Below are 25,986 nucleotides of genomic sequence, written 5' to 3'. Positions count from 1 at the left end.
TGCGGTACGGGGGACTGAGATGGAGCCGCCGCGCGGGGCTGCCGGGGGCGCTGGGGCGGAGCCCCTGCTAGATCCGGTCCAGCACCCGTGCGAGCAGCGCGCCCATCCGGGTCGCCGAGTCGCGGCCGGCCTGGAGGACCTCCTCGTGGTTGAGGGGTTCGCCGCTGAGGCCCGCCGCGAGGTTCGTGACCAGGGAGATGCCCAGCACCTCGGCACCCGCCTCACGCGCCGCGATGGCCTCCAGGACGGTGGACATGCCGACCAGGTCGCCGCCCATGGCCCGGACCATCCCGATCTCGGCCGGGGTCTCGTAGTGCGGGCCGGGGAACTGCACGTACACGCCCTCTTCGAGCGACTCGTCGATCTCCTTGCACAGCGCGCGCAGCCGCGGCGAGTACAGGTCCGTCAGGTCGACGAAATTGGCGCCGATGATCGGCGACGCCGCCGTGAGGTTGATGTGGTCGCTGATGAGGACCGGCTGGCCGGGGCGCATGCCGGCGCGCAGGCCGCCGCACCCGTTCGTGAGGACGACGGTCCCGCAGCCCGCCGCGGCGGCGGTACGGACGCCGTGCGCGACCGCCGCGACCCCCTGGCCCTCGTAGTAGTGCGTACGGCCCAGGAAGACCAGGACGCGCTTCGCCCCGATCCGGTACGAGCGGATCATGCCGCCGTGGCCCTCCACGGCCGGAGCCGGGAATCCGGGCAGGGCGGTGACCGGGAACTCGGCTTCCGGGACGCCGAGCGCATCGCCCGCGGGGGCCCACCCGGAGCCCATCACCAGGGCGACGTCGTGGGTATCGGCGCCGGTCAGCTCGCGCAGGCGGGCGGCGGCGTCGGCAGCGGCGGCGCGGGGGTCGCCCTGGATGTGGTCCGGAATAACAGATGCGTTCACGCGGATGAGGGTAACCGCTGATTCCCTACGCGCGTAGATGTGACGGCGGAGAGTCTGGCCGGTCACATTCGTATCTTCATACAGAGGGCGCCCGCGGGGCCCGGCTCAGCAGGGTCGTTTGCGCAGGTTCATCACGTAGTCGTGCGGCGCGCCCGCGGACTCGGCGGCGTCCGCCACCTCGCCCAGATAACGCGCGGAGGGCAGCCCGCCCTCGTAGCCGTTGAGGACGTACATCCAGGCCGGCTCCTCGCCGTCCAGCGTGTGCACGCGCACCCGCATGCGCCGGTAGATGTCGAGGCCGACACCCTCCCAGCGGTCCATGGAGTCCTCGTCCATCGGAGCCAGGTCGTACAGCGCGACGAACACCTGGGAACGGGGTGCCTCCACCACCGTGGCCAGCGCGCCCTCCCAGCCCATCTGCTCCCCGCCGAACGTCAGCCGCCAGCCGTTCAGCCAGCCCGTGCCGCGCAGCGGGGAGTGCGGTGCGCGGCGCGTCATCAGCCGCGCGTCGAGGTTGCCGGCGTACGCGGCGTAGAGCGACATGGGGTCGAGGGTACGGGAGGCGGCGGGGAGTGTGCCGGTTCCGGCGAGGAAAAGGCCCGGTCGTGGGTGGTCCCGCGGAGCCGGAGGCCGTGGCCCGGCCAGGCCCGTTCCCGTATGGAGGGCCCCGGGGCGAAGCAGCTTGGCGCGTGCGGGACAATGAATTACGTACTGCATACGCCGGGGCGATCCCCCGGACCCCCGGCCGGGGCGGCAGACGGCCGTGGGATGACACCACGCGAGGCGGACTTTTCGTGACCCGGATCGTGATCATCGGCGGCGGCCCCGGCGGCTACGAGGCGGCACTGGTCGGCGCCCAGCTCGGCGCGGAGGTGACCGTCGTCGACTGCGACGGCCTCGGCGGCGCGTCGGTCCTCACCGACTGCGTGCCCTCCAAGACCCTGATCGCGACGGCCGAGGTGATGACCACCTTCGACTCCTCCTACGAGGAACTCGGCATCATCGTCGCCGACGACACCCCGCACGTCGAGCAGGCCGCCCGGGTCGTCGGCGTGGACCTCGGCAAGGTCAACCGGCGTGTCAAGCGCCTCGCGCTCGCCCAGTCCCACGACATCACCGCCTCCGTCACCCGCGCGGGCGCCAGGGTCATGCGCGGCCGCGGCCGGCTGGAGGGCCTCCAGGCCGCCGACGGGTCACGGCAGGTCGTGGTGACCGCCGCCGACGGCACCGAGGAGCGGCTCACCGCCGACGCCGTGCTGATCGCGACCGGTGGCCACCCCCGGGAGATCCCGGACGCCCTGCCCGACGGCGAGCGCATCCTGAACTGGACCCAGGTCTACGACCTCGACGAGCTCCCCGAGGAGCTCATCGTGGTCGGCTCGGGTGTCACCGGCGCCGAGTTCGCCGGCGCCTACCAGGCGCTCGGCTCGCGGGTCACGCTCGTCTCCTCCCGCGACCGGGTGCTCCCCGGCGAGGACCCGGACGCCGCCGCCGTCCTGGAGGACGTCTTCCGGCGCCGCGGCATGAACGTCATGGCCCGCTCCCGCGCCCAGTCCGCCAAGCGCGTCGGCGACCGCGTCGAGGTCACGCTGGCCGACGGCCGTGTCATCACCGGCACGCACTGCCTGATGGCGGTCGGCGCGATCCCGAACACCGCGGGCATGGGCCTGGAGGAGTCCGGGGTCCAGCTCAAGGAGTCCGGGCACATCAGGACCGACCGGGTCTCCCGCACCAGCGCGCCCGGTGTGTACGCCGCCGGTGACGTCACCGGCGTCTTCGCGCTGGCCTCGGTCGCCGCGATGCAGGGCCGGATCGCGATGTACCACTTCCTCGGCGACGCGGTGGCGCCGCTGAACCTGAAGACGGTCTCCGCGAACGTCTTCACCGACCCCGAGATCGCCACCGTCGGTTACAGCCAGTCGGACGTCGACTCGGGCAAGATCGACGCCCGTGTCGTGAAGCTGCCGCTCCTGCGCAATCCCCGCGCCAAGATGCAGGGCATCAGGGACGGCTTCGTCAAGATCTTCTGCCGGCCCGGCACCGGCATCGTGGTCGGCGGCTGCGTCGTCGCGCCGAGGGCCAGCGAGCTGATCCACCCGATCGCGCTCGCCGTGGACAACAACCTGACGGTCGAGCAGATCGCCAACGCGTTCACCGTGTACCCGTCCCTCTCCGGCTCGATCGCCGAAGTGGCACGGCAGCTGCACACCCGTAAGACCGAGGGCGACGCGTAGCGCCCACTGCTCGTACCGACGACGGGGCCTCTTATACCACCAAGGGGCCCCGTCTGTGCGCAACTTCTCTTATTCGGCGCAAACTGCTGAAAAGCAACCTACGGCCAGGTTACTGTCAGTTTCGTGTTCGCTGCAGAACGTCGTCAATTGATCCTCGAAATGGTGCGCGCCAACGGGGCGGTATCGCTCCGTGAGCTCGCCCGCGTCGTCCAGACCTCCGAAGTGACCGTACGGCGGGACGTGCGGGCACTGGAGGCAGAAGGACTCCTCGACCGCCGGCACGGCGGTGCGGTCTTGCCGGGCGGTTTTACGCGGGAGTCCGGCTTTCCGCAGAAATCCCATCTCTCCACCGCGGAGAAAACGGCCATCGCCGACCTGGCGGCCGGCCTGGTCGGTGAGGGCGAGGCCATTGTGGTCGGCGCCGGAACGACCACGCAGGAGCTGGCCCGCCGGCTCGCGCGGGTGCCGGGCCTGACCGTGGTCACCAACTCGCTGCTGGTGGCCCAGGCGTTGGCCCATGCCAACCGGGTGGAAGTGGTGATGACGGGCGGCACCCTGCGCGGGAGCAACTACGCGCTCGTGGGCAGCGGCGCCGAGCAGTCCCTCCAGGGGCTGCGCGTGAGCCGGGCTTTCCTCTCCGGCAGCGGGCTGACCGCGGAGCGCGGGCTCTCCACGTCCAACATGCTCTCGGCGAGCGTGGACCGGGCCCTGGTGCAGGCCGCGGCCGAGGTGGTGGTCCTCGCGGACCACACGAAGCTCGGCTCCGACACCATGTTCCAGACGGTGCCCACGGAGCTGATCACCCGCCTCGTGACGGACGAGCCGCCGGTGCACGACGAGCGTGCGGCCACGGAGCTCCAGGCCCTGGCCGACCAGGGCGTGGAGATCACGGTGGCGGGGCCCGGCACGGAGGCCGGGGGCGGCGAGCCTCTGCCGCCGGGACGGCAGACACGGCCGGACATGCCGCTGCCGGGCCAGCGGCGTACGCAGGGCGGGCACGGCGGGCCGGGAGGGCTCGGCCCGCAGCTGCGGAGCGCCGCGGCGCTGGCGGAGGGGCCGGTGGGCCGGGTCGCGGACATGCGGCGCCGGTAAGGCCGTAGCGGGCGGCGGCCCGGTCAGCCGCCCTGCGGACCGGACGGCGCGGGGTCGGCGGGGTCGGCCTTCAGACCACGGAGCGTCAGTCGCAGCAGCCGGTCGGCCAGGGCGGGGTCCGCCGGGGTCTGTTCCGCGGCCAGCGCGATCGCGTTGGTCAGCTGGAGAAGGTCGTCGATCGACACGTCCGCCCGCACCGAGCCGCTGGACTTGGCACGCGCCAGCAGCCGGTCCCCGGCCTGACGCAGCGGCACATGGCAGGACGTCAGTGCAGAAGTCGTGTCTCCCGAGGCGGACATGAGTGCCTGTGCCAGCCCGTGGTACTCGCCCGCGTGGGTGACGATCGCGCCCAGCCACTCCACCAGCGCGGCGCAGGGCCGGTCGGACCGTGCCAGTTCGCGGGAGCGGTCGAGCAGTGCGGTCAGGGCCTCCTGGAAGACCGCGTTCATCAGGGCCTGGCGGTTGGGGAAGTGCCGGTACAGCGTGCCGATGCCGACGCCCGCCCGCCGGGCGATGTCCTCCAGCGAGGCATCCGTGCCGTGGGCGGCGAAGGACACCCGGGCCTCGCTCAGCAGCCGGTCGTAGTTGCGGCGCGCGTCGGCGCGCATCGGCCGTGCCGGCGTCGGTGCCGTTCCCATCGCACTCACCCCGTCCTCCCTGGTATCCGCTCCGCGTCACAAGGATGCCACTGGGGGCCCGGCGGTCGCCGGGCCCCCAGTGGCGGAGGAGCGGGTGCTCAGTCCTTGATCTCGCAGATCGCGGCGCCGGACGACACCGAGGTGCCGACCTCCGCCGCCAGTCCCTTCACCGTGCCGGAGCGGTGGGCGTTGAGGGGCTGCTCCATCTTCATCGCTTCGAGGACGACGACGAGATCGCCTTCCTTGACCTCCTGGCCCTCCTCGACGGCGATCTTGACGATCGTGCCCTGCATCGGGGAGGCGAGGGTGTCGCCGGAGGCCGCGGAGCCGGACTTCTTCGCGGCGCGGCGCTTGGGCTTGGCCCCGGCGGCCAGACCCGTACGGGCCAGGCTCATGCCGAGCGAGGAGGGCAGGGAGACCTCCAGGCGCTTGCCGCCGACCTCGACGACGACGGTCTCGCGGCCGGACTCCTCGTCGGCCTCCGTGTCCGCGGGGACCGTGAAGGGCTTGATCTCGTTGACGAACTCCGTCTCGATCCACCGGGTGTGGATCCGGAACGGGTCGGCGGTGAACGCCGGGTCGGCGACGACCGCGCGGTGGAAGGGGATGGCGGTGGCCATGCCCTCCACCTGGAACTCGGCCAGTGCACGCGCGGCGCGCTGCAGGGCCTGCTCACGGGTCGCGCCGGTCACGATCAGCTTGGCCAGCAGCGAGTCCCACGCCGGACCGATGACGCTGCCCGACTCGACACCCGCGTCCAGGCGGACACCGGGGCCGGCGGGCGGGGCGAAGAGGGTGACGGTGCCGGGGGCCGGCAGGAAGCCACGGCCCGGGTCCTCACCGTTGATCCGGAACTCGAAGGAGTGCCCGCGCACCGCCGGGTCGCCGTAGCCGAGCTCCTCGCCGTCGGCGATGCGGAACATCTCGCGCACGAGGTCGAGGCCGGTGACCTCCTCGGTGACCGGGTGCTCGACCTGGAGGCGGGTGTTGACCTCCAGGAAGGAGATCGTGCCGTCCGCGCCGACGAGGAACTCCACCGTGCCGGCGCCGACGTAGCCGGCCTCCTTCAGGATCGCCTTCGACGCCGCGTACAGCTGCTCGTTCTGCGCCTGGGACAGGAAGGGGGCCGGGGCCTCCTCGACCAGCTTCTGGTGGCGTCGCTGCAGCGAGCAGTCACGCGTGGACACGACCACGACGTTGCCGTGGGTGTCGGCCAGGCACTGCGTCTCCACGTGCCGGGGCTTGTCGAGGTAGCGCTCCACGAAGCACTCCCCGCGGCCGAACGCCGCTACCGCCTCACGGACCGCGGAGTCGTACAGCTCGGGGATCTCCTCCAGGGTGCGGGCAACCTTCAGCCCGCGCCCGCCGCCACCGAAGGCGGCCTTGATCGCGATCGGCAGGCCGTTCTTCTCCGCGAACTCCACGACCTCGGCCGAGCCGGACACCGGGTCGGGTGTGCCTGCCACCAGCGGGGCACCGGCGCGCTGGGCGATGTGCCGGGCGGCGACCTTGTCACCGAGGTCCCGGATGGCGTGCGGCGGCGGACCGATCCAGGTCAGTCCCGCGTCGAGCACCGCCTGCGCGAACTCCGCGTTCTCCGACAGGAAGCCGTAACCGGGGTGGACCGCGTCCGCACCCGAGTCCTTGGCCGCCTGGAGCACCTTGGCCATGTCCAGATAGCTGGCGGCCGGAGTGTCACCGCCCAGAGCGAAAGCCTCGTCGGCCGCGCGCACATGCAGAGCATCCCGGTCCGGATCGGCGTAGACGGCTACGCTCCCGATTCCGGCATCCCGGCAAGCCCGAGCAACACGGACAGCGATTTCGCCACGGTTGGCGATGAGCACCTTGCGCACGATGACTCCCTCCTTGAGAACAAGCTGAGTTTAGGGACTACCAACACGGCCGTACGACCCGTCCCCCATAGTGAACTTGCCCACACGGAGTGTGATTCGAGGCTTGCTCGAGTCGCGAAATCCCTTGTCGCACCACGTTACGCCGCGATCCTCAACCGCACAGTAGCCACGAAGTGTGGCCCAAGTCTCTGTTCGTACGGTTAACGCCACGCGGCGTTTCTTTGTGGACTCCCTACGAACGGACGAGGGAATCTTTGCCGCCGTCCGGGGGAGGTGCCACGGTCGGCGGAAGCGTGCGCGCACCCTTGTCCACGGCGTTACCGGTTAGTAGGGTCCGCGCTGTACCGGACGTACTACAGGTAACAGGGGGTGGGAGCGGTGGTGCGCAGACCAGTGGCGTTCGTGACCGCGGTCGTTCTGTTCGTGGAAGCCGTGGGCATCGTGCTCGTCAACGGCGTCCTCGCGACGGTCGCCGGCAACCAGCGCATGTCCCTGGCCGGGATGGACCCGGACGCCATGGTCACCGGCACGTGGGTGATGGGCGGCGTCTCCGGCGTCCTGCTGGTGCTCTGCGGGCTGATACCACTCCTGGCCGGGATACGCGACCGGGCTCCGGGCCGCGTCGGCAGGATTGCCCTGATCGCCTGCGCGGTCGTCCACGGGGTGCTGGGCGCCCTCGCGGTGGGGCTGATCGGCTGGGCCGCCTTCGTGTTCCTGATGGCCGTCCTGGCACTGATCGTGCTGACCCTGGTGGCGTTCGACCGGAGCGAGCCGGAAGCGGTGGGAAGCGGTACGGCAGCGGCTCCCGAGCCGGTGTGAGGGCTCAGACCCACAAGTCGGTGACGGAGACGTCCAGTTCGCCGAGCAGGCGGCGCAGCAGCGGCAGCGAGAGCCCGATGACGTTGCCGTGGCTGCCCTCGATCCCCTCGACGAACGGCGCCGAGCGGCCGTCCAGGGTGAACGCCCCGGCGACGTGGAGAGGCTCACCCGAGGCGACGTAGGCCGCCACCTCGGCGTCCGTCGGCTCGCCGAACCTCACGAGGGTGGACGCCGTCCGTGACACCGTGCGGCCGGTGGCCGTGTCGACGACGCAGTGCCCCGTCTGCAGGATGCCCGAACGGCCGCGCATGGACTTCCAGCGGGCGGTGGCCTCCTCGCTGTCGGCGGGCTTGCCGAGCGCCTCGCCGTCCAGCTCCAGCACCGAGTCGCAGCCGACGACGAGTGCACCCGAGGCCTCGGGGCGGGCCGCCACCGCGGCGGCCTTCGCCTCGGCCAGCACGAGCGCCAGCTCGCCCGGCGTCGGAGCGGTCAGGGCGTCCTCGTCCACACCGCTGACGATCACCTCCGGGGCGAAACCCGCCTGCCGCAGCAGGCCGAGACGGGCGGGGGACGCGGAGGCGAGCACGAGGCGGCGCTGGTCAGTCATACCGCTCATCGTAGGCGGGGCGGCAGGCGGCGAACCCTCAGCGGGTGCCCAGGACGAACATCGCCACGACCATGGCCAGGGCGAGCAGCAGCCCCGCACGGCGCATCATGTCCTGGGCGTCGCGCAGTTCCTTCGGGGGCTTGTTCTCGGGGTCGGACCACAGCATGGATCCGATGGTGCTCCGGAGACGGCTGCGGCGCCTGAGTACGCGTACTCAAGCGCCGCCCGGCCCGCCTCAGGAGGGCCAGTACGTCCGTGCCCAGGACCGGGGCCCCGGCCGGAGTGCGCCCCGGCGCGCGATCCGCCCCGGGTCCGACCACTGCTCGGGCGGCAGCGGGGCGCCGGACGGCACATCGGTCACCGCCGCGGCGCGCGCCCGCACCACCGCGAGGGCGGCGGCGAGCTCCTCCGGGGTGGGATTGCCCCGTACGACCTTGATCATGGTGCCTCCCGGTGGCTAGAGGGGGATGTTGCCGTGCTTCTTCGGCGGCAGCGACTCGCGCTTCGTACGGAGCTGGCGCAGGCCCTTCACGAGGTGCGCCCGGGTGTCGGACGGCATGATCACCGCGTCGACGTAGCCGCGCTCGGCAGCGACGTACGGGTTGAGGAGCGCGTCCTCGTAGTCGGCCATCAGCTCGGCGCGGACGGCGTCCTGATCGTCGGCGGCGGCGATCGTGCGGCGGTGCAGGATGTTCACCGCGCCCTGCGCGCCCATGACCGCGATCTGCGCGGTCGGCCAGGCCAGATTCAGGTCGGCGCCCAGGTGCTTGGACCCCATGACGTCGTACGCGCCGCCGAAGGCCTTGCGGGTGATGACCGTGATCAGCGGGACCGTCGCCTCGGCGTACGCGTAGATCAGCTTGGCGCCGCGGCGGATGATGCCGCCGTACTCCTGGTCGACACCCGGCAGGAAGCCGGGCACGTCGACGAAGGTCAGGACCGGCACGTTGAACGCGTCGCACGTACGGACGAAGCGGGCGGCCTTCTCGCTCGCGTTGATGTCCAGACAGCCGGCGAACTGCATCGGCTGGTTGGCGACGATGCCGACCGGGTAGCCCTCGACGCGGCCGAAACCGGTGAGGATGTTCGGCGCGAAGAGGGCCTGCGTCTCCAGGAACTCACCGTCGTCGAGCACGTGCTCGATCGCGGTGTGCATGTCGTACGGCTGGTTCGCCGAGTCCGGGATGAGGGTGTCGAGCTCGCGGTCCTCGTCCGTGGTCTCCAGATCGGCCTCCTCCGGGAAGGCGGGGGCCTCGGAGAGGTTGTTCGACGGGAGGTAGGACAGCAGGGACTTGACGTACTCGATGGCGTCCTTCTCGTCGCCCGCCATGTGGTGGGCCACGCCGGACGTGGTGTTGTGCGTGCGGGCGCCGCCCAGCTCCTCGAAGCCGACGTCCTCACCGGTGACGGTCTTGATGACGTCAGGCCCGGTGATGAACATGTGCGAGGTCTGGTCCACCATGACCGTGAAGTCGGTGATCGCGGGGGAGTAGACCGCGCCGCCCGCGCACGGCCCGACGATCAGGGAGATCTGCGGGACGACACCCGAGGCGTGGACGTTGCGGCGGAAGATCTCGGCGAAGAGTCCGAGGGCGGCCACACCCTCCTGGATACGGGCGCCGCCACCGTCGTTGATGCCGATGACCGGGCAGCCGGTCTTCATCGCGAAGTCCATGACCTTGACGATCTTCTCGCCGTAGACCTCACCGAGCGACCCGCCGAAGATGGTGAAGTCCTGCGAGTACACGCAGACGGGGCGGCCGTCGACCGTGCCGTAGCCGGTGACGACGCCGTCCCCGTACGGGCGGTTCTTCTCGATGCCGAAATTGGTGGACCGGTGCCGTGCGAACTCGTCGAGCTCCACGAAGGAACCTTCGTCGAGCAGGAGATCGACACGCTCCCGGGCGGTCAACTTGCCCTTCGCGTGCTGCTTTTCGACCGCACGGGCGGAACCTGCGTGTGTGGCCTCTTCGATACGGCGCTGCAGGTCCGCGATCTTGCCCGCGGTGGTGTGGATGTCGCTCTGCGGCTCGGACATCGGGTGGCGGCTCCCTGCCTTGTCACGGGGACGGCTGGTACATCCAGTACGTGTGCTGGACCGTGCGTGCTCGACGGCTAGCTGCTCGTCGGCCGGCTACTGATCCGTAGCGTATCGGCGCGGATACGGTTCAGCAGTGCGTCGTTGGCCACACCTAATGTGGGTTGCATGACTCCTCCCGATGCGCCGCACAACCGCTGGTCGGACCTCGACAGGCCGCCCCTGAACGCCACGGCGCTCCGCCGCGGGCTGCTGAGGCCCGAGGGCCTGTGGACCTCGCTCGACATCGTCGAGGCGACCGGGTCCACCAACACCGACCTCGCGGCACGGGCCGCCGAGGGAGGTCTGGCCGAAGGCGCGGTGCTGGTCGCGGAGGAGCAGACCGCGGGCCGCGGGCGTCTCGACCGCAGCTGGTCGGCCCCGCCCCGCTCCGGCCTCTTCCTCTCCGTCCACCTGGTCCCCGGCGGCGTACCCGTCGAACGGTGGGGATGGCTGCCGCTGCTGACCGGTGTCGCGGCCGCCACGGGTCTCGCACAGGCCGCGGGCGTGGACATGGCGCTGAAATGGCCCAACGACCTCCTGGTGACGATCGGGGGCACGGAACGCAAGACCGGCGGCATCCTCGCCGAGCGCGCCGGGGACGGTGTCGTGATCGGCATCGGACTCAACGTGTCGCTGCGCGCCGCCGAGCTGCCCGCCCCGCACGCCGGCTCGCTGGCGCTCGCCGGAGCCGTCTCCACCGACCGCGAGACCCTGCTCAGGGCAGTCCTGCGGTCACTGGAACAGTGGTACGGCCGGTGGCGCGACGCGAACGGCGACGCCGCGGAGAGCGGGCTCCAGGCGGCCTACGCGGCGGGCTGCGCCACGCTGGACCGGACCGTGCGGGCCGAGCTGCCCGGCGACCGGTCCCTCGTCGGCGAGGCCGTCGCGATCGACGGCGACGGACGGCTCGTGCTGGCCACGGCCGACGGACTCCAGGAACCCGTGTCGGCCGGAGACATCGTCCACCTGCGCGGGGAGGAGGGCGGTCTCACCTGATCCCGCGCCCCGCACATACGGGTGATGTCACGTATGACGGAGCCGGAACCGCCCACCACGGACGTGAGCCAGGGCACACCTGCCGTATCGTTGAGGCGATCCAGCGACAGATCGGCAGGGCAGTGCGCAGGGAACGGGCAGGAGGCGGCCGGTGACCGTCGACGACACGAACTCCGACGACGGCGCGGAGCCCTCGTCGGGACCGTCCGTCCACTCGACACCGCATCACGAGGTCGACCACACGGCCGAACCGACGGACGACCCGCTCGCCATCCGGCTGGAGGCCCTGATCCTGGGGGCCGACCGCCGCTACACGCCGTTCCAGGCGGCCAGGACGGCCGGGGTCTCCATGGACCTGGCGTCCCGCTTCTGGCGGGCGATGGGCTTCGCGGACATCGGGCAGGCCAAGGCGCTGACCGAGGCCGATGTCCTGGCGCTGCGGCGCCTGGCCGGGCTCGTGGAGGCCGGGCTGCTCAGCGAGCCGATGGCGATCCAGGTGGCCCGGTCGACCGGGCAGACCACCGCACGGCTCGCGGAATGGCAGATCGACTCGTTCCTGGCGGGGCTGACCGAGCCCCCCGAGCCCGGGATGACCAGGACCGAGGTCACCTATCCGCTGATCGAGCTGCTCCTGCCCGAGCTGCAGGAGTTCCTGGTCTACGTCTGGCGGCGCCAGCTCGCCGCGGCCACAGGACGTGTCGTGCAGACCGGGGACGACGAGGAGATGGTCGACCGACGGCTCGCCGTGGGCTTCGCCGACCTCGTCGGCTTCACCCGGCTGACCCGGCGGCTGGAGGAGGAGGAGCTCGGCGAGCTGGTCGAGGCCTTCGAGACCACCTCGGCGGACCTGGTCGCCGCGCACGGCGGACGGCTCATCAAGACCCTGGGCGACGAGGTCCTCTTCGCCGCTGACGACGCGGGCACGGCCGGCGAGATAGCGCTCCGGCTGGTGGAGGCGATGGCCCAGGACACGACGATGCCCGCGCTGCGGGTCGGCATCGCGTTCGGCACGGTCACCACGCGCATGGGCGACGTGTTCGGTACGACGGTGAACCTGGCCAGCCGGCTCACGTCGATAGCGCCGAAGGACGCGGTGCTGGTGGACGGCGCGTTCGCCGAGGAACTGATCCGGAACGGCGACGCCCCCGCCTCCGAGGCCGAGGAGACCGCCGCGGCGGCCGAGCGGGCACGGCTGGCGGAGAAGGAGGACCGCCGTCCGGACGAGGAGCCGCCGTCACCGGCGTACCGCTTCGGGCTGCAGCCGATGTGGCAGCGGCCGGTCCGCGGGCTGGGCGTGGTGGAGCCGTGGCTGCTGGCCCGGCGGGGCAAGGCGTCGACCTGACGCGAAGGGGCCCCGCCCGGTCCGGACGAGAGACCCTAGGATCCCGGTAACGCTCGTTAACCGGAGGGGTGCAGGCATGGGTGTCACGTCGGAGCAGAGGTTCGGGGAGTTCGTCGTCGTACGGCGGCACGAGGGCCAGGACCACGTCGCGGAGCTGGTGCTCGACCGGCCCGCTGCCATGAACGCGGTGAGCACCGCGATGGCCAGGTCCGTCGCCGAGGCCTGCGCCGCGCTCGGCGCCGACCAGGGGGTGCGGGCGACCGTGCTCACGTCCAGCCACGACCGGGCCTTCTGTGTGGGCGCGGACCTCAAGGAGCGGAACTCCTTCACCGACGCCGAGCTGGTGCGGCAGCGGCCCACGGCCCGGGCCGCCTACACCGGTGTGCTGGAGCTCCCGATGCCGGTCGTCGCCGCCGTGCACGGCTTCGCCCTCGGCGGCGGTTTCGAGCTCGCGCTGGCCTGCGACGTGATCGTGGCCGACCGCACGGCCGTGGTCGGGCTGCCCGAGGTGTCCGTCGGCGTCATCCCGGGCGGCGGCGGTACGCAGCTGCTGCCCCGCCGGGTCGGCGCGGCGCGCGCCGCCGAGCTGGTCTTCTCCGCCCGGCGGGTGGAGGCCGCCGAGGCGCGTGAGCTGGGCCTGGTCGACGAGCTGGTCGAGGCCGGCCGGGACCGCGAGGAGGCGCTGGCACTCGGCGGCCGGATCGCGGCGAACTCGCCGGTGGGGCTCCGGGCGGCCAAGCGGGCCCTGCGGCTGGGGCAGGGGCTCGACCTGCGGGCCGGACTGGAGGTGGAGGATGCGGCCTGGCGTTCCGTGGCCTTCTCCGGCGACCGGGCCGAGGGTGTCGCCGCGTTCAACGAGAAGCGGAAGCCCAACTGGCCCGGAGAGTGATCCGCGAGGCGGCCGGGGCGCTCCGGGGAGCGATCTGAAGATCATCAGCGCCGCCAACTGATCACATCGTCACATTTCTACCTAAGCTGGGGCGATGGGCGATGATGCGCGGCTGCGCGCCGTGGTTGCGCTGGCACAGACGATGGCGGCGGCCTCCACCCCGCGCGAGTCCTGGCACGCCGCGGCGGTCGGGGCGTGCGAGGCGCTGGCCGGCAGCTTCGCCGCCCTCTCCGTGTGGGAGCGGGAGCAGGGCAGGCTGCGCGTGCTGGTCAACGCCGGGGAGCGTGCGGAGGGGGAGGAGGAGTTCCCCGAGGCCGAGGCCTACCCCGTGCACCAGTTCCCGGAGATCACCGAGTTCCTGCACGAGCGCTGGGCGGGCGGCGGCGAGCCCGACGCCTGGGTGGAGACCGCCGACGGCGCTGCGGCCGCCGGGGCGCCGACCCAGTCGAACGCCAGTGCACGCCCGTACTGCCACCAGCGGGTCGCCGCGCTGCGCCGGCGCGGGCGGGGCTGCTGCGTGGTGGCACCGATAGTGCTGCACGGGCGGGCCTGGGGGGAGCTCTATGTGGCCCGTCCGGCGGGGGCTCCGGTCTTCGGCCGGGACGACGCGGACTTCGCGACCGTGCTGGCCGCCGTCGTCGCGGCGGGCCTCGCGCAGACCGAGCGGCTGGAGGAGGTCCGCAAGCTGGCCTTCACCGACCCGCTGACCGGCCTCGCCAACCGCAGGGCCGTCGATCTCCGCCTGGACGAGGCGGTGGACCTGCACCGCACCGAGGGGGCCGTGGTCAGCCTGGTCGTGTGCGATCTGAACGGCCTCAAGGCGGTCAACGACACGCATGGCCACGCGGTCGGCGACCGCCTGCTGGAACGTTTCGGCTCCGTGCTCTCGCTCTGCGGCGCGATGCTCCCCGGCGCCCTCGCCGCGCGCCTGGGCGGGGACGAGTTCTGCCTGCTGGCCGTGGGCCCCGAGGCGGACGAAGTGGTCCGGGTCTCCGAGGAGCTCTGCGCGCGGGCCGTATCCCTGGAGCTCGGGGACGGGGTCGCCTGCGGGGTCGCGTCCACCGGTGACGACATCGGCCCGGTCCCGTCCGCGCGCCGGCTCTTCCGGCTGGCGGACGCCGCCCAGTACCAGGCGAAGGCCGCGCACTCCCGGCGGCCGGTGGTCGCCGGGCGCGACGGTGACGTGATCCGGCTCGCCGACTCCCCGCCCAGGTCCCCCCACGACCGCCGCAGGCTCCGCGGTAATCCGCCCGGCGGTGACGCCGACGGCCACGGATGAGGGCGTAAGGGGTCAACCGCACGACCACTGGTGACATGACGGGTTTCAGTCCGTACGCTTCTGAATATGGATATGCATACAGTCGTGGTGGGGACGTCCGGAACGACCGCAGAGGACGTCGTCGCCGTGGCCCGTCAGGGTGCCCGGGTCGAACTCTCCGCAGCCGCCGTCGAGGCGCTCTCCGCCGCACGGCAGATCGTCGACGCCCTCGCCGCCAAGCCCGAACCGGTCTACGGCGTCTCCACCGGCTTCGGGGCCCTGGCCAGCAGGCACATCAGCCCGGACCTCAGGGCCCAGCTGCAGCGCAACATCGTCCGCTCGCACGCGGCGGGCATGGGCCCCCACGTCGAGCGCGAGGTCGTCCGCGCCCTGATGTTCCTGCGGCTGAAGACGCTCGCCTCCGGCCACACCGGCGTGCGCCCCGAGGTCGCGCAGACCATGGCCGACGTGCTCAACGCGGGCATCACCCCCGTCGTCCACGAATACGGCTCGCTCGGCTGCTCCGGCGACCTCGCCCCGCTCTCGCACTGCGCCCTGACCCTGATGGGCGAGGGTGACGCGGAGGGCCCGGACGGTGTCGTGCGACCCGCCGGCGAGCTCCTCGCGGCGCACGGCATCACCCCCGTCGAGCTGCGCGAGAAGGAGGGCCTCGCGCTCCTCAACGGCACCGACGGCATGCTCGGCATGCTCGTGATGGCCCTGGCGGACCTGAAGAACCTCTACACCAGCGCGGACATCACCGCCGCGCTCTCCCTGGAGGCACTCCTCGGCACCGACCGGGTCCTCGCCCCGGAGCTGCACGCGATCCGCCCGCACCCCGGCCAGGGCGTCTCCGCCGACAACATGCTGCGGGTGCTCGCCGGGTCGGGCCTGACCGGCCACCATCAGGACGACGCGCCCCGGGTCCAGGACGCCTACTCCGTGCGCTGCGCGCCCCAGGTCAACGGCGCCGGGCGCGACACCCTCACGCACGGTGCGCTCGTCGCGGACCGTGAGCTGGCCGCGGCCGTCGACAACCCGGTGGTGCTCGCGGACGGCCGGGTGGAGTCGAACGGGAACTTCCACGGCGCCCCCGTCGCCTACGTCCTCGACTTCCTGGCCATCGTCGCCGCCGACCTCGGGTCGATCACCGAGCGCCGCACGGACCGGCTGCTGGACAAGAACCGCTCGCACGGCCTCCCGCCGTTCCTCGCCGACGACGCCGGGGTGGATTCGGGGCTGATGATCGCCCAGTACACGCAGGCCGCCCTGGTCAGCGAGCTGAAGCGGCTCGCCGTGCCCGCCTCCGTCGACTCGATCCCGTCCTCCGCGATGCAGGAGGACCACGTCTCCATGGGCTGGTCGGCCGCCCGGAAGCTCCGTACCGCCGTCACCGGACTCGCGAGGATCGTGGCCGTCGAGCTGTACGCCGCCACGCGCGCCGTCGAGCTGCGGGCCGCCGAGGGGCTGACCCCCGCGCCCGCCTCGCAGGCCGTCATCGCGGCACTGCGCGCCGCCGGGGTCCAGGGCCCGGGCCCCGACCGCTTCCTCGCCCCGGACCTGGCCGCCGCCGACACCTTCGTGCGGGAGGGGAAGCTGGTCGCGGCCGTCGAGGCGGTGACCGGGCCGCTGGCCTGAGCACATACGCGTGAGGGCTGCCGCACCCCGCGGGGTGCGGCAGCCCTCACGCGGCTCAGAAGCCGGTGGAGCCCCGGCGCACCGAGTACACGACGAACCCCGCGCCGACGCACAGCGAGGCCGTCCCGCCGATCAGGTACGGAGTCGTGTCGACGCCCGCCCCGGTGTCGGCGAGCGTGTCCCCGGAGGCGAACTCCGCCGTGGCGGGGGCCTGCCGGGCCCCGGCGGACGAGCCGGCGGAACCGTTCTGTGTGTCTGCCTCACCGCTCGCGTTGGCGGAGGGGACGAACCAGAGAGCACAGAGCAGGGTGCCTGCCGCTGTGGTGGTCAGCAGCGTGCGACGAGCGATGGACACAGAATCGATCCCCTTGCGACAGCCATCAGTTAGCCCCGTGCGCCGATGCTAAGCAAAGCAGCGGGTCGGTGGAAAGCCACAGGTCCCGGGAGCCTTACGCTCCGGCGTATGAGCACTTCGAAGACACCCTCATTTGTTCGGCTTCGCGTGGAGATGGTGCTGGAGGTCAGCGACGCGGACGCCCTGACCGGCACCGCCCTGGAGAGCATCGCCGCCGATTTCACCGCGTCGGGGGCGTCTGCCGACGAGTCCGCCGAGGAACGTACGCATGCCGAGGAGACGGTCAGGGAAGACGCAGCGGAAGCCCTCGCCTCGCTGATCGACCCGTTCGATCTGGTCAGCCAGGTGCCCGGGGTCGAGCTCGCCCAGGCCTCCTGGAGCAGCGAGACGATCGACTACGACCCCGGCGCCGAGGACTGGGCCGCCGGAGAGGACGGGGACGAGGCGTACTACGGGATCGAGGACAATGAGACGGACGACGAAGAAGGCGGCGGGAATACGGAACGCTGACGCTCGCGGAGCACTCCTCCCAGGTGGCGGGAACCGCCGTGGCCCCGGGTGCGTCGATGAGTGGTGTTCCCCACATCCACGGCGGATGTGGAACGGAAGACCCGGTCACGGTGTTCTTGGAACATTGACGGGGAATCGCCGTCGGGCGACCCTGTCCGGGGATCTTGGGGAATCGGCAACGATGGAGAAGCGTGTGATGACGGACAGCAAGCGGCGCAGGGGCCTCATGGCCGCGTCCGCACTGCTCGGCGGCGTTCTGGTGCTTTCTGCCTGCAGCGACGACGGCGGTACGAACTCGGGCGCGAGCGCCGACAGCTCGAAGAAGTCACAGGCTCAGGTGGACGAGGCGGCGGCCAAGGACGCCTCCGAGGCGCAGATAACGATCGCGCCGAAGAACGGTGCGACGAACGCGAGCATCAACAACGCCGCGATGGTCACCGTCGCCAAGGGCAAGCTCACCGAGGTCACCATGACCACGGCCGAGGGCGACGCCGTCGAGGGCACCCTCGCGGCCGACGGCTCCAGCTGGAAGCCCGCCGGCCAGCTCGAGCGCTCGACGACGTACAAGATCAGTGCGACCGCGACGGACTCCAAGGACCGTGAGGCGCACGCCAACAGCTCCTTCACGACCGTCTCGCCCGAGAACAGCTTCATCGGCAACTTCACCCCCGAGGACGGCTCCACCGTCGGCGTGGGCATGCCGGTCTCGATCAACTTCAACAAGGCGATCACCAACAAGAAGGCCGTCCAGGACGGCATCAAGGTGACGTCGAGCAGCGGCCAGGAAGTCGTCGGCCACTGGTTCAACAACCAGCGCCTCGACCTGCGCCCCGAGGACTACTGGCAGGGCGGTTCCACCGTCACGCTGAAGCTGGCGCTGGACGGCGTCGAGGGTGCCGACGGTGTCGTGGGCGTGCAGCAGAAGACGGTCACCTTCAAGGTCGGCCGTAACCAGGTCTCCACCGTGGACGCCAAGGCGCACACCATGACCGTCACCCGGGACGGCAAGACGATCAAGACCATCCCGATCTCCGCCGGCTCCCCGGAAAACCCGACGTACAACGGCCAGATGGTGATCTCCGAGAAGTACAAGGAGACCCGCATGGACGGTTCGACGGTCGGATTCACGGACGACGACGGCAAGGGTGAGTACGACATCAAGGACGTCCCGCACGCCATGCGGCTGTCCACGTCGGGCACCTTCATCCACGGCAACTACTGGGGCAAGGGCATCTTCGGCAGCGCCAACACCAGCCATGGCTGTGTCGGTCTGGCCGACGCAAAGGGCGCCGACGACCCGAACACGGCCGGTGCCTGGTTCTACAACAACTCCATGATCGGCGACGTGGTCGTCGTCAAGAACTCCCCGGACAAGACGATCGCTCCCGACAACGGCCTCAACGGCTGGAACATGAGCTGGTCGGAGTGGACGGCGAACGCCGCCTGATCTCCTGACCGCACCTCTTTCCCCTCCGAAGGCGGCGGCACCCGGATCCTTCCGGGCGCCGCCGCCTTCGGCGTGTGCGGGTCCGGAGACCTGTGCGCGCCGGCAGCGTTCTCATGCTGCTCTCATCGCGGACTTAACTCCTCATCACGCCCGCTCCATATCTTCGCGCCATGTTCTTCACCTACCTCCGGCGCGAACTGCGCCGCCGCAGAAAGGCGGCGCTCGTCGTCGCCTCGGGGCTGGCCCTCGGCATCGCGCTGGTCATCGTCGTCAGTTCGGTCTCCTCGGGCATGGGCAAGGCCCAGGACAAGGTTCTCGAATCGCTGTACGGCCTGGGCACGGACATGACGGTGACCAAGGCCGCCGCCGCCCCGGGGGCCGGGGGCACCGAGCGGCCCAGGTTCAACTTCGACGCCAAGGAGGACGAGGACGCCACGCAGAGCACGGACCGCGTCATGGTCCAGGGCTTCCAGACGCTGGCCTCCAGCACCGTCGGCAAGGTCGGCGAGCAGAAGGGCGTCGCGGACGCCGTCGGCGGGCTGAGCCTCTCGGTCATGAAGGTCGACGGCCAGTTCGAGCGCGGTGAGTTCAAGCAGGACGAGAGTGCGGGCGGACCCGGTGGCGGCCAGGGCGGCGGTGACGGCCGGCCGCAGGGTGAGGTCCAGGGCGGCGGAGCATCCTTCGACGTCGACTCCTTCACCGTGTACGGCACCGACGTCACCCGGCAGAACCTCGGCCCGCTGACCTCCTCCAAGATCACCAAGGGCCGTACGTTCAAGGCCGCCGAGACCGACGCCGAGGTCGCGGTGGTCGACTCCGCCTACGCCCAGGAGAAGGAACTCGCGGTCGACGGGACCGTCACCATCTCCGGCACGAAGTACACGATCGTGGGCATCTCCACCGCGGACAGCGGTGACGCGGCCGCCAACGTCTACATCCCGCTGAAGCAGGCGCAGACCGTCTCCGAATCCGAGGACAAGGTCACCACGGTCTACGTCCGGGCCGCGGACTCGCAGCAGATCGACACCGTCAAGGCCGCCATCCGGAAGAACATCTCCGACACGACGGTCACCACCTCCGCCGATCTCGCCGACACGGTGTCCGGCTCCCTCTCCACCGCCTCCGACCTGGCCGCCGGCGTCGGAAAGTGGCTCTCCGTCGCGGTCCTGACCGCCGCCTTCCTCGTCGCGGGTCTGCTGACCTCCTCCGCGGTCAGCCGGCGCGTGCGCGAGTTCGGAACCCTCAAGGCCCTCGGCTGGAAGAGCGGGCGCGTCACCCGCCAGGTCATCGGCGAAGCCCTCGTCAACGGTCTGATGGGCGGAGTCCTCGGGATCGCCGTCGGCGTCGCCGGCGCCTACGCCGTGACCGCGGTCAGCCCCACCCTCAGCGCCCAGCTCGGCTCCACCGGCGGGGGCGGAGGCATGGGCGGCGGTGGCCCGATGGGCGGTGGCGGACCCGGGCGTCAGACCGCGTCCAAGACCCTGGACATCGCGCTGACCGCGCCGGTCTCGCTCGCCACGATCCTCATGGCAGTCGCCCTGGCGGTGGCGGGCGGACTGATCGCCGGCGCCTTCGGCGGCTGGCGCGCCTCCCGGCTGCGGCCGGCCGACGCCCTGCGCCGCGTCGCGTAGCCCCCCTTCCGTAAGTACGTACAGCAGGAGTCCACACGTGTACCAGCTCAAGGGCGTCACCAAGCGCTACATGCGCGGCAAGAACCCCGTCGACGCGCTCGCCGGTGTCGATCTGACCATCGAGGACGGCGGAAGACTCGTCATCCAGGGACCGACCGGCGGAGGGAAGTCCACCCTCCTGCAGATGCTCGGCGGGCTCGACCGGCCCACCTCCGGCACCATCGAGCTCGACGGTGTCGACCTGGCGAAGCTCCCCGAGTCCCGGCTCACCAAGGTCCGGGCCGAGTCCATCGGATTCGTCTTCCAGAGCTTCAACCTGATCCCGACGCTCACCGCCCAGGAGAACGTCGAGACCGCCCTCGTCCCTCTCGGTCTCGGTGCGAGGACCCGTCGCGAACGCGCCGCCGAAGCGCTGGAGTCGGTGGGCCTCGGCGACCGGCCCACCCATCTGCCGAGCGAGATGTCCGGCGGCCAGCAGCAGCGCGTCGCGATCGCCCGGGCTCTGGTGAAGCGGCCCAAGGTGCTGCTCGCCGACGAACCGACCGGCAACCTCGACGAATCCATGCGCGACGAGATCATGGACCTGCTCGACGGGCTCTGGAAGGAACACGGACTGACCTTCGTGATGGTCACCCACGACAGCTCCCTCGCCCGCAAGGCGCCCCGGGTGGCGACCATCCGCAAGGGAAAGGTCACCGTCACGGAGAACGCCACGGCCTGATCCGCGGCGGCACGGACCTCACGGCCGTCCTCCTCCGGCTGTGAGGTTCGCCACCCGTACGGCCCCGCGACGGGGGCGCCGTACGGGCCCTCCGCCCTTGCGGGAGCGGGGTGTACGGGTACGGAAGAGCCCCTACCGGGACGAACCGCCGTGGCCACTATGTGGATGTCGCCGGGGTGGTGCGGGGCCGCGCTGCGAGACTTGCCGGGTGCAACGGCTCCCACGGGCCGGTGGCGCCTCCGGGGACAGGGAGCGCCGACGCGCAAGAGCCCACCCATGGAAGGTCTTGATCAGATGCCGGCCAGCTCCGACTCCCTCACCCCGCGCACCGCCGAGAACCGGATCATCGAGCCGCTCTACGCGGAGATCCTGCGGCGCAACCAGGGCGAGGGCGAGTTCCACCAGGCGGTGCGCGAGGTCCTCGAAACCCTGGGCCCCGTGCTGGCGAAGCGACCGGAGTTCGTCGACGCCCGCATCATCGAGCGAGTCTGCGAGCCCGAACGGCAGCTCATCTTCCGGGTGCCGTGGTCGGACGACGCCGGCGACATCCACGTCAACCGCGGCTTCCGCGTGGAGTTCTCCAGCTCGCTCGGCCCGTACAAGGGCGGACTGCGCTTCCACCCCTCCGTCAACCTCGGCATCGTGAAGTTCCTCGGCTTCGAGCAGATCTTCAAGAACGCCCTCACCGGCATGCCGATCGGCGGCGGCAAGGGCGGCGCCGACTTCGACCCCAAGGGCCGGTCCGACGCCGAGGTCATGCGCTTCTGCCAGTCGTTCATGACCGAACTCCACCGCCATCTGGGCGAGTACACCGACGTCCCCGCCGGTGACATCGGCGTCGGCGGCCGCGAGATCGGTTACCTCTTCGGCCAGTACAAGCGGATCACCAACCGCTACGAGTCCGGCGTGCTCACCGGGAAGGGCCTCGGCTGGGGAGGTGCCCAGGCCCGCACCGAGGCCACCGGCTACGGCTGCGTCCTGTTCACCGCCGAGATGCTGCGCGTGCGCGGCGAGTCCCTCGAAGGCCAGCGCATCGCGGTGTCCGGCTCCGGCAACGTGGCCATCTACGCCATCGAGAAGGCCCAGCAGCTCGGCGCGACCGTCGTGACCTGCTCCGACTCGGGCGGCTACGTCGTGGACGAGAAGGGCATCGACCTCGCGCTGCTCAAGGAGATCAAGGAGGACGGCCGCGGCCGCATCTCCGAGTACGCCGAGCGGCGCGGCGACCATGTGCGCTACGTCGCCGGCACGGGCGTCTGGAGCGTTCCGGTGGACGTGGCCCTGCCCTGTGCCACCCAGAACGAGCTCCACGAGGCCGACGCGCTCGCCCTCGTACGCAACGGGGTCAAGGCGGTCGCCGAGGGCGCCAACATGCCCACCACCCCCGACGCCGTCCGCGTCCTCCAGGACGCGGGCGTGGCCTTCGCCCCCGGCAAGGCGGCCAACGCCGGCGGAGTGGCCACCAGCGCCCTGGAGATGCAGCAGAACGCCTCACGCGACTCCTGGACGTTCTCCCACACCGAGGAGCGCCTGGCGGAGATCATGCGCCACATCCACGACTCCTGCCACACGACGGCCGAGAAGTACGGCAGCCCGGGCAACTACGTCGTGGGCGCCAACATCGCGGGCTTCGAGCTCGTCGCGGACGCGATGCTGGCGCAGGGGCTGATCTGACACTGCAGCGGCACATGGCCCGGGGCGACAGAGCCCCGGGCCATGTGCCGCTGCGGAAACAGGCGTGTGTACATTTTCCGTACGGCTGACACCGTGACCGTACGTGAGGCCCGCACCTACCTGACCGACGTCATCGGCATGGCCGAGCTCCTCGCGGACCTGTTCGAGGGTGGAGACCCGCGGCGACGACCCATGGCGGGAGGACGCCGTCACGGGAGCGACGTGTACCGCAGGTTCTGACGGCGGGACGCCGCAGGGGCGTCACCGGCGCCGGAAGTACTCCGCGCAGCCCGTGTTCGCCACCAGCACCAGGGCGAGGACGACGGCCGCCACCGGGTGGCCCGTCCCGTACACCGCGGCGGCGGCGGCGCCCAGAACCACGGTCTTCACCACCAGCACCCCGGCCGGCGTCAGCGGGAAGCGGGCGCGGGGCGCGGCGAACAGGCCCCACAGCACGACGGCCGCCGCCGGTACGCCGACCCCCAGGACCACCGACGCCGCCACGCCCTCCGGAGCGGTGAAGCCCCACCAGGCGAGTGCGCCGAACGCGACGACTTCGAGCACGAACGCGAGCACCTCGTTCGCGGCGACCCAAGGCCGGCCGCGCGAGGCGGTGAGATGTCCGTGGTCCTCGTTCGCCGTCATCGGTTCCGGACTCCTCATCTGCGGACGTCCCGCCAGCATGCCGGTCCGCAGGCGACTTCGTTCTGCCTTCAGCAGATCCGCCCGGCGCGGAAGGCTTTCCCCTCCCGCGCCGGGCGCACCGCTCCTAGGCTGGGGCGATGAGCAGCCACGCGCCGAACCGTGCCCGCGTCATCCCCCTTCGCCCCGCCCCTGCCGCCAAGGAGCCCCTGTGGCGGGACGTCGTCGGTGACGTCCTGCGCCGCGAGCGCACCGCCCAGGAGCGGACGCTCAAGGACGTGGCCGAGGACGCCCGGATCTCCGTGCCGTACCTCTCCGAGATCGAGCGCGGCCGCAAGGAGGCCTCCTCCGAGGTCCTCGCGGCTGCGGCCCGCTCGCTCGGCCTCGGGCTGGCCGATGTGCTGTCCCTGGCCCAGCGGGACCTCGCCCGTCACACCAGCGGGCCCGCGCCCTCCCGGCCCTCCATGGGCGAGGTGCGGCTGGCCGCCTGAGCCGACGGGACAGCGCTCGGACGTCATGCAGCGGCGCGGCGCCGGACGGTCACTCCGCGGCGCTCGGCGCCGGGGCGATGCCCGTCGGGCAGGCGCGGCCCCAGTTGGTCTCCGAGGGGGACTCCAGGGTGGCGCCCGTCCCGCCGATGCCGCAGTAGCCGTCGGGGTTCTTGTCGAGGTACTGCTGGTGATACGCCTCGGCAGGCCAGAAGGTGCGGCCCTCCGCCGGGAGGATCTCCGTGGTGATCTGCTTGAATCCGGCGCCCGTGAGCACCTGCTGGTAGGCCTCGCGGGAGGCCTCCGCGGCCTCCGCCTGCTCGGGGGAGTGGGTGTAGAGGGCCGAGCGGTACTGCGTACCCACGTCGTTGCCCTGGCGGAAGCCCTGGGTCGGGTTGTGGGACTCCCAGAAGAGCTTCAGCAGATCCGCGTAGCTCACGACCTTCGGGTCGAAGACGACCCGCACGGCCTCCGTGTGGCCGGTCAGGCCCGAGCAGGTCTCCTCGTACGACGGGTTCTCGGTGTACCCGCCCTGGTAGCCGACGAGCGTCGTCCAGACGCCCTCCGTCTGCCAGAACTTGCGCTCGGCGCCCCAGAAACAGCCCAGCGCGAAGTCGGCGACCTCCAGGCCCTGCGGGTACGGGCCGGTCAGCGGGTTGCCGAGGACCGTGTGGCGGGACGGCACCGTGAATTCGGGGGTGGGGCGACCGCGCAGGGCCTCCTCCGGGGTGGGGAGCTGCGGGGTGCGGTGGGTCAGGAACATGCGGGGGCTCCTCCGGGGGTCGGGGTTCGCTCCGTACAACGCCGCGGGGGCGCCGGGGATTCCGGGGTCTCAGGCCGCCGGGGTCCGGGGATCGCGGCGCTCGTCACTCCCGCGGTCCCCGCCCGCCGGTGACTCGTAGGAGGCCATGTAGGCGGCGGTCTTCCTGCGCGCCCGCAGCCAGAACCAGACGGCGAGGGCTATCAGGATCAGCGGGATCAGTCGTGCCATGGGTGTGCCGGTCCAATCCGGAGGGGGCGGGTGTGCCGGGTCAGTGGAGCAGCGTCGCGGGGCTGCCGCCGTTCGCCTCGTAGCCCGCGACGGCCAGGGCCCGGTAGACGGTGTACTCGGCGGCCGGGTCCGGATTCTGGGTCCAGGGCAGCGCGCCCACGTGGCCGTCGATGTGGACGAGCTGGTGCATCGCCTCCGACCAGCGTTCCATGCGGACCAGGAAGAGGACCAGCAGATGCCGGACGTGGGCGAGCATCGGGTCGTCCGCGCGTGCCGAGTGCACCGCGAACATCGCGCCCTCGACCGCCTTGGTCACGACGAGGCCGCGGTAGAAGCCCTGCACCAGATTGACCTCGGGGAGATGCTCGTACACCGCGAACAGCGGCAGTGCGGCGAGCAGCGAGCCCTGCGGGGCCCGGGCGGCGGCCGTCGTCGCGAAGCGGTCGGCCTCCTCGCGGGAGCCGTGCCACTTCTCGCACCAGAAGTGCAGGGCCGCGATGTGGGCGCCCATGTGTGCCGGGGCGCGGTCGATGATCTTCGCCCAGAGCTGGTCGAACTGCTCGTGGGAGTAGCCCAGTCCACGCGCGACGGCCAGTTCCACGATGTACGGGACGGGGTCGCCCGGGGCGAGCAGGGCCGCCTCGCCGCAGACCGTGCGGGCCTCCTCCAGGATGATCCGGAAGTCGTCCGTGCCCACGGTGCCGGTGCGCCACGCCTGCTGCACCAGGAACTCCGCGTGCACCGCCGCGGCCCCCGCGTCCTTCGGGGCCTCGGCCCGCCACGTCCTGAGCCACGCCCCTCCGGCACCGGGCCGCTGGGCCAGCTCCAGGGAGGCCGCACCGGCGAACGCCTGGACCCGCTGCCAGCGGATCTCGCTCTCCTTGGGCGTACCCGCCAGCAGCTGGGAGGCGGCCCGCCAGCTCCCGGTGCCCTGGACGACGTCGAGGACGTCCAGGAGGTCCTGGTCGGGGCCCGGCATCCGGATGTCCAGCTCCTCCTGGCGTGCGAAGCCGTACGTGTCCGGGTCGGCGGCGTCGGGCGAACCGGGCGCCACCTGGCGGATACCGCCGCGGCGGCGCAGCATCATCGGGCCGACGACGGCCACGAGCATGCACAGGGCGAGCAGGAACCAGAGAATCTCCATGCGGCCCATTGTCCCCGGACGGGTAACCGGGCGGCGAGTGGCCTG

The 25,986-nt window shown here is 71.5% G+C and carries 28 protein-coding genes; 15 read left to right on the top strand and 13 right to left on the bottom strand.

Annotated elements, in window-relative coordinates:
- Positions 1-67: 67 nt before the first annotated feature.
- Both ACZ32T_RS07320 and ACZ32T_RS07315 read right to left on the bottom strand, forming a co-directional pair.
- On the bottom strand, positions 68-892 hold the full coding sequence (locus tag ACZ32T_RS07320; protein ID WP_356712929.1) for a purine-nucleoside phosphorylase: 825 nt from the start codon (positions 890-892) through the stop codon (positions 68-70).
- 105 nt (positions 893-997) lie between these two features.
- Complete coding sequence (locus tag ACZ32T_RS07315) at positions 998-1,435, bottom strand: gamma-glutamylcyclotransferase family protein (RefSeq protein ID WP_033297850.1); 438 nt, start codon at positions 1,433-1,435, stop codon at positions 998-1,000.
- 251 nt (positions 1,436-1,686) lie between these two features.
- Between ACZ32T_RS07315 and ACZ32T_RS07310 the strand changes: the two genes are divergently transcribed.
- Positions 1,687-3,126, top strand: a complete 1,440-nt coding sequence (locus ACZ32T_RS07310; protein ID WP_467268289.1) for an NAD(P)H-quinone dehydrogenase — start codon at positions 1,687-1,689, stop codon at positions 3,124-3,126.
- 123 nt (positions 3,127-3,249) lie between these two features.
- Positions 3,250-4,218 carry a DeoR/GlpR family DNA-binding transcription regulator gene (locus tag ACZ32T_RS07305; RefSeq protein ID WP_467268287.1) on the top strand — a complete coding sequence of 323 codons (969 nt, stop codon included), beginning with the start codon at positions 3,250-3,252 and terminating at the stop codon, positions 4,216-4,218.
- A 23-nt stretch (positions 4,219-4,241) separates the two neighbouring features.
- Here ACZ32T_RS07305 and ACZ32T_RS07300 read toward each other — a convergent pair whose 3' ends face one another.
- Together ACZ32T_RS07300 and ACZ32T_RS07295 are read right to left on the bottom strand one after the other, a co-directional pair.
- Positions 4,242-4,856 (bottom strand): TetR/AcrR family transcriptional regulator, encoded by a 615-nt coding sequence (locus ACZ32T_RS07300; RefSeq protein WP_467268399.1) that lies wholly within the window; start codon positions 4,854-4,856, stop codon positions 4,242-4,244.
- Positions 4,857-4,954: 98 nt separating this feature from the next.
- Positions 4,955-6,709, bottom strand: coding sequence for an acetyl/propionyl/methylcrotonyl-CoA carboxylase subunit alpha (locus tag ACZ32T_RS07295; protein ID WP_467268285.1), 1,755 nt, complete (start codon positions 6,707-6,709; stop codon positions 4,955-4,957).
- A gap of 381 nt (positions 6,710-7,090) precedes the next feature.
- Between ACZ32T_RS07295 and ACZ32T_RS07290 the strand changes: the two genes are divergently transcribed.
- Positions 7,091-7,528, top strand: coding sequence for a hypothetical protein (locus tag ACZ32T_RS07290; RefSeq protein ID WP_467268397.1), 438 nt, complete (start codon positions 7,091-7,093; stop codon positions 7,526-7,528).
- Between the two features lie 4 nt (positions 7,529-7,532).
- Here ACZ32T_RS07290 and ACZ32T_RS07285 read toward each other — a convergent pair whose 3' ends face one another.
- The 4 genes from ACZ32T_RS07285 to ACZ32T_RS07270 all read right to left on the bottom strand — a co-directional run bounded on the left by ACZ32T_RS07285 (position 7,533) and on the right by ACZ32T_RS07270 (position 10,173).
- Positions 7,533-8,144, bottom strand: coding sequence for a nucleoside triphosphate pyrophosphatase (locus ACZ32T_RS07285; protein ID WP_467365802.1), 612 nt, complete (start codon positions 8,142-8,144; stop codon positions 7,533-7,535).
- A gap of 28 nt (positions 8,145-8,172) precedes the next feature.
- Positions 8,173-8,301: a morphogenic membrane protein MmpB gene (gene mmpB, locus ACZ32T_RS07280; protein WP_099174806.1), complete on the bottom strand. Its 129-nt coding sequence runs from the start codon at positions 8,299-8,301 to the stop codon at positions 8,173-8,175.
- A gap of 69 nt (positions 8,302-8,370) precedes the next feature.
- Positions 8,371-8,577 carry an acyl-CoA carboxylase epsilon subunit gene (locus ACZ32T_RS07275; protein WP_356712939.1) on the bottom strand — a complete coding sequence of 69 codons (207 nt, stop codon included), beginning with the start codon at positions 8,575-8,577 and terminating at the stop codon, positions 8,371-8,373.
- 15 nt (positions 8,578-8,592) lie between these two features.
- Positions 8,593-10,173 carry an acyl-CoA carboxylase subunit beta gene (locus tag ACZ32T_RS07270; RefSeq protein ID WP_467268280.1) on the bottom strand — a complete coding sequence of 527 codons (1,581 nt, stop codon included), beginning with the start codon at positions 10,171-10,173 and terminating at the stop codon, positions 8,593-8,595.
- A gap of 168 nt (positions 10,174-10,341) precedes the next feature.
- Here ACZ32T_RS07270 and ACZ32T_RS07265 point away from each other — a divergent pair, with 168 nt between their 5' ends.
- The 5 genes from ACZ32T_RS07265 to hutH all read left to right on the top strand — a co-directional run bounded on the left by ACZ32T_RS07265 (position 10,342) and on the right by hutH (position 16,338).
- Positions 10,342-11,211: a biotin--[acetyl-CoA-carboxylase] ligase gene (locus tag ACZ32T_RS07265; protein WP_467268278.1), complete on the top strand. Its 870-nt coding sequence runs from the start codon at positions 10,342-10,344 to the stop codon at positions 11,209-11,211.
- A 151-nt stretch (positions 11,212-11,362) separates the two neighbouring features.
- Positions 11,363-12,553 carry an adenylate/guanylate cyclase domain-containing protein gene (locus ACZ32T_RS07260; protein WP_467268276.1) on the top strand — a complete coding sequence of 397 codons (1,191 nt, stop codon included), beginning with the start codon at positions 11,363-11,365 and terminating at the stop codon, positions 12,551-12,553.
- A 76-nt stretch (positions 12,554-12,629) separates the two neighbouring features.
- Complete coding sequence (locus ACZ32T_RS07255; protein WP_467268274.1) at positions 12,630-13,442, top strand: enoyl-CoA hydratase/isomerase family protein; 813 nt, start codon at positions 12,630-12,632, stop codon at positions 13,440-13,442.
- Positions 13,443-13,536: 94 nt separating this feature from the next.
- Positions 13,537-14,721: a GGDEF domain-containing protein gene (locus ACZ32T_RS07250; protein ID WP_467365800.1), complete on the top strand. Its 1,185-nt coding sequence runs from the start codon at positions 13,537-13,539 to the stop codon at positions 14,719-14,721.
- Positions 14,722-14,787: 66 nt separating this feature from the next.
- Positions 14,788-16,338 (top strand): histidine ammonia-lyase, encoded by a 1,551-nt coding sequence (gene hutH / locus ACZ32T_RS07245; protein WP_467268270.1) that lies wholly within the window; start codon positions 14,788-14,790, stop codon positions 16,336-16,338.
- A gap of 55 nt (positions 16,339-16,393) precedes the next feature.
- Here the strand turns inward: hutH and ACZ32T_RS07240 are convergent, their stop codons facing one another.
- Complete coding sequence (locus tag ACZ32T_RS07240; protein WP_467268268.1) at positions 16,394-16,693, bottom strand: hypothetical protein; 300 nt, start codon at positions 16,691-16,693, stop codon at positions 16,394-16,396.
- A gap of 108 nt (positions 16,694-16,801) precedes the next feature.
- Between ACZ32T_RS07240 and ACZ32T_RS07235 the strand changes: the two genes are divergently transcribed.
- The 6 genes from ACZ32T_RS07235 (at position 16,802) to ACZ32T_RS07210 (ending at position 22,916) form a co-directional block, all read left to right on the top strand.
- On the top strand, positions 16,802-17,203 hold the full coding sequence (locus ACZ32T_RS07235; protein ID WP_467365798.1) for a hypothetical protein: 402 nt from the start codon (positions 16,802-16,804) through the stop codon (positions 17,201-17,203).
- 181 nt (positions 17,204-17,384) lie between these two features.
- Positions 17,385-18,650, top strand: a complete 1,266-nt coding sequence (locus tag ACZ32T_RS07230) for a L,D-transpeptidase (protein ID WP_467268264.1) — start codon at positions 17,385-17,387, stop codon at positions 18,648-18,650.
- 170 nt (positions 18,651-18,820) lie between these two features.
- A complete protein-coding gene (locus ACZ32T_RS07225) occupies positions 18,821-20,281 on the top strand; it encodes an ABC transporter permease (RefSeq protein ID WP_467365796.1) in 1,461 nt (486 codons plus the stop codon).
- A 37-nt stretch (positions 20,282-20,318) separates the two neighbouring features.
- Positions 20,319-21,002 (top strand): ABC transporter ATP-binding protein, encoded by a 684-nt coding sequence (locus tag ACZ32T_RS07220; protein ID WP_467268260.1) that lies wholly within the window; start codon positions 20,319-20,321, stop codon positions 21,000-21,002.
- Between the two features lie 294 nt (positions 21,003-21,296).
- Positions 21,297-22,676, top strand: a complete 1,380-nt coding sequence (gene gdhA, locus ACZ32T_RS07215; RefSeq protein WP_467268258.1) for an NADP-specific glutamate dehydrogenase — start codon at positions 21,297-21,299, stop codon at positions 22,674-22,676.
- A gap of 93 nt (positions 22,677-22,769) precedes the next feature.
- Positions 22,770-22,916: a hypothetical protein gene (locus ACZ32T_RS07210; RefSeq protein ID WP_467365794.1), complete on the top strand. Its 147-nt coding sequence runs from the start codon at positions 22,770-22,772 to the stop codon at positions 22,914-22,916.
- A 21-nt stretch (positions 22,917-22,937) separates the two neighbouring features.
- On the opposite strand, the gene ACZ32T_RS07205 is transcribed toward ACZ32T_RS07210, so the two are convergent.
- Entirely contained in the window at positions 22,938-23,321 is a 384-nt protein-coding gene (locus ACZ32T_RS07205) for a YrdB family protein (RefSeq protein WP_467365792.1), read from the bottom strand.
- Positions 23,322-23,458: 137 nt separating this feature from the next.
- Between ACZ32T_RS07205 and ACZ32T_RS07200 the strand changes: the two genes are divergently transcribed.
- The gene (locus ACZ32T_RS07200) at positions 23,459-23,809 is read left to right on the top strand and encodes a helix-turn-helix domain-containing protein (RefSeq protein ID WP_467268254.1); all 351 of its coding nucleotides are present in this window, start codon (positions 23,459-23,461) and stop codon (positions 23,807-23,809) included.
- A gap of 49 nt (positions 23,810-23,858) precedes the next feature.
- Here the strand turns inward: ACZ32T_RS07200 and msrA are convergent, their stop codons facing one another.
- The 3 genes from msrA to ACZ32T_RS07185 form a co-directional block, all read right to left on the bottom strand.
- On the bottom strand, positions 23,859-24,569 hold the full coding sequence (msrA, locus tag ACZ32T_RS07195; RefSeq protein WP_467268252.1) for a peptide-methionine (S)-S-oxide reductase MsrA: 711 nt from the start codon (positions 24,567-24,569) through the stop codon (positions 23,859-23,861).
- Positions 24,570-24,638: 69 nt separating this feature from the next.
- A complete protein-coding gene (locus ACZ32T_RS07190) occupies positions 24,639-24,797 on the bottom strand; it encodes a hypothetical protein (RefSeq protein WP_467268250.1) in 159 nt (52 codons plus the stop codon).
- A 40-nt stretch (positions 24,798-24,837) separates the two neighbouring features.
- Positions 24,838-25,941 (bottom strand): hypothetical protein, encoded by a 1,104-nt coding sequence (locus ACZ32T_RS07185; protein WP_467268249.1) that lies wholly within the window; start codon positions 25,939-25,941, stop codon positions 24,838-24,840.
- Positions 25,942-25,986 lie beyond the last annotated feature (45 nt).

The sequence above is a fragment of the Streptomyces sp. NPDC023573 genome (assembly GCF_055559735.1).
Note: the sequence above shows the minus strand (reverse complement) of the source record. Positions and strands in the feature narration are given on the sequence as shown.

Bases quoted from the DNA above. Each gene is read 5' to 3' on its own strand.
- hutH (WP_467268270.1), top strand. From the start codon at position 14,788: ATGGATATGCATACAGTCGTGGTGGGGACGTCCGGAACGACCGCAGAG.
- ACZ32T_RS07225 (WP_467365796.1), top strand. From the start codon at position 18,821: ATGTTCTTCACCTACCTCCGGCGCGAACTGCGCCGCCGCAGAAAGGCG.
- ACZ32T_RS07300 (WP_467268399.1), bottom strand. From the start codon at position 4,856: ATGGGAACGGCACCGACGCCGGCACGGCCGATGCGCGCCGACGCGCGC.
- ACZ32T_RS07255 (WP_467268274.1), top strand. From the start codon at position 12,630: ATGGGTGTCACGTCGGAGCAGAGGTTCGGGGAGTTCGTCGTCGTACGG.
- ACZ32T_RS07275 (WP_356712939.1), bottom strand. From the start codon at position 8,577: ATGATCAAGGTCGTACGGGGCAATCCCACCCCGGAGGAGCTCGCCGCC.
- ACZ32T_RS07285 (WP_467365802.1), bottom strand. From the start codon at position 8,144: ATGAGCGGTATGACTGACCAGCGCCGCCTCGTGCTCGCCTCCGCGTCC.
- ACZ32T_RS07185 (WP_467268249.1), bottom strand. From the start codon at position 25,941: ATGGAGATTCTCTGGTTCCTGCTCGCCCTGTGCATGCTCGTGGCCGTC.
- gdhA (WP_467268258.1), top strand. From the start codon at position 21,297: ATGCCGGCCAGCTCCGACTCCCTCACCCCGCGCACCGCCGAGAACCGG.
- ACZ32T_RS07235 (WP_467365798.1), top strand. From the start codon at position 16,802: ATGAGCACTTCGAAGACACCCTCATTTGTTCGGCTTCGCGTGGAGATG.
- mmpB (WP_099174806.1), bottom strand. From the start codon at position 8,301: ATGCTGTGGTCCGACCCCGAGAACAAGCCCCCGAAGGAACTGCGCGAC.
- ACZ32T_RS07265 (WP_467268278.1), top strand. From the start codon at position 10,342: ATGACTCCTCCCGATGCGCCGCACAACCGCTGGTCGGACCTCGACAGG.
- ACZ32T_RS07200 (WP_467268254.1), top strand. From the start codon at position 23,459: ATGAGCAGCCACGCGCCGAACCGTGCCCGCGTCATCCCCCTTCGCCCC.
- ACZ32T_RS07250 (WP_467365800.1), top strand. From the start codon at position 13,537: ATGGGCGATGATGCGCGGCTGCGCGCCGTGGTTGCGCTGGCACAGACG.
- ACZ32T_RS07190 (WP_467268250.1), bottom strand. From the start codon at position 24,797: ATGGCACGACTGATCCCGCTGATCCTGATAGCCCTCGCCGTCTGGTTC.
- ACZ32T_RS07230 (WP_467268264.1), top strand. From the start codon at position 17,385: ATGGAGAAGCGTGTGATGACGGACAGCAAGCGGCGCAGGGGCCTCATG.
- msrA (WP_467268252.1), bottom strand. From the start codon at position 24,569: ATGTTCCTGACCCACCGCACCCCGCAGCTCCCCACCCCGGAGGAGGCC.
- ACZ32T_RS07205 (WP_467365792.1), bottom strand. From the start codon at position 23,321: ATGACGGCGAACGAGGACCACGGACATCTCACCGCCTCGCGCGGCCGG.
- ACZ32T_RS07270 (WP_467268280.1), bottom strand. From the start codon at position 10,173: ATGTCCGAGCCGCAGAGCGACATCCACACCACCGCGGGCAAGATCGCG.
- ACZ32T_RS07315 (WP_033297850.1), bottom strand. From the start codon at position 1,435: ATGTCGCTCTACGCCGCGTACGCCGGCAACCTCGACGCGCGGCTGATG.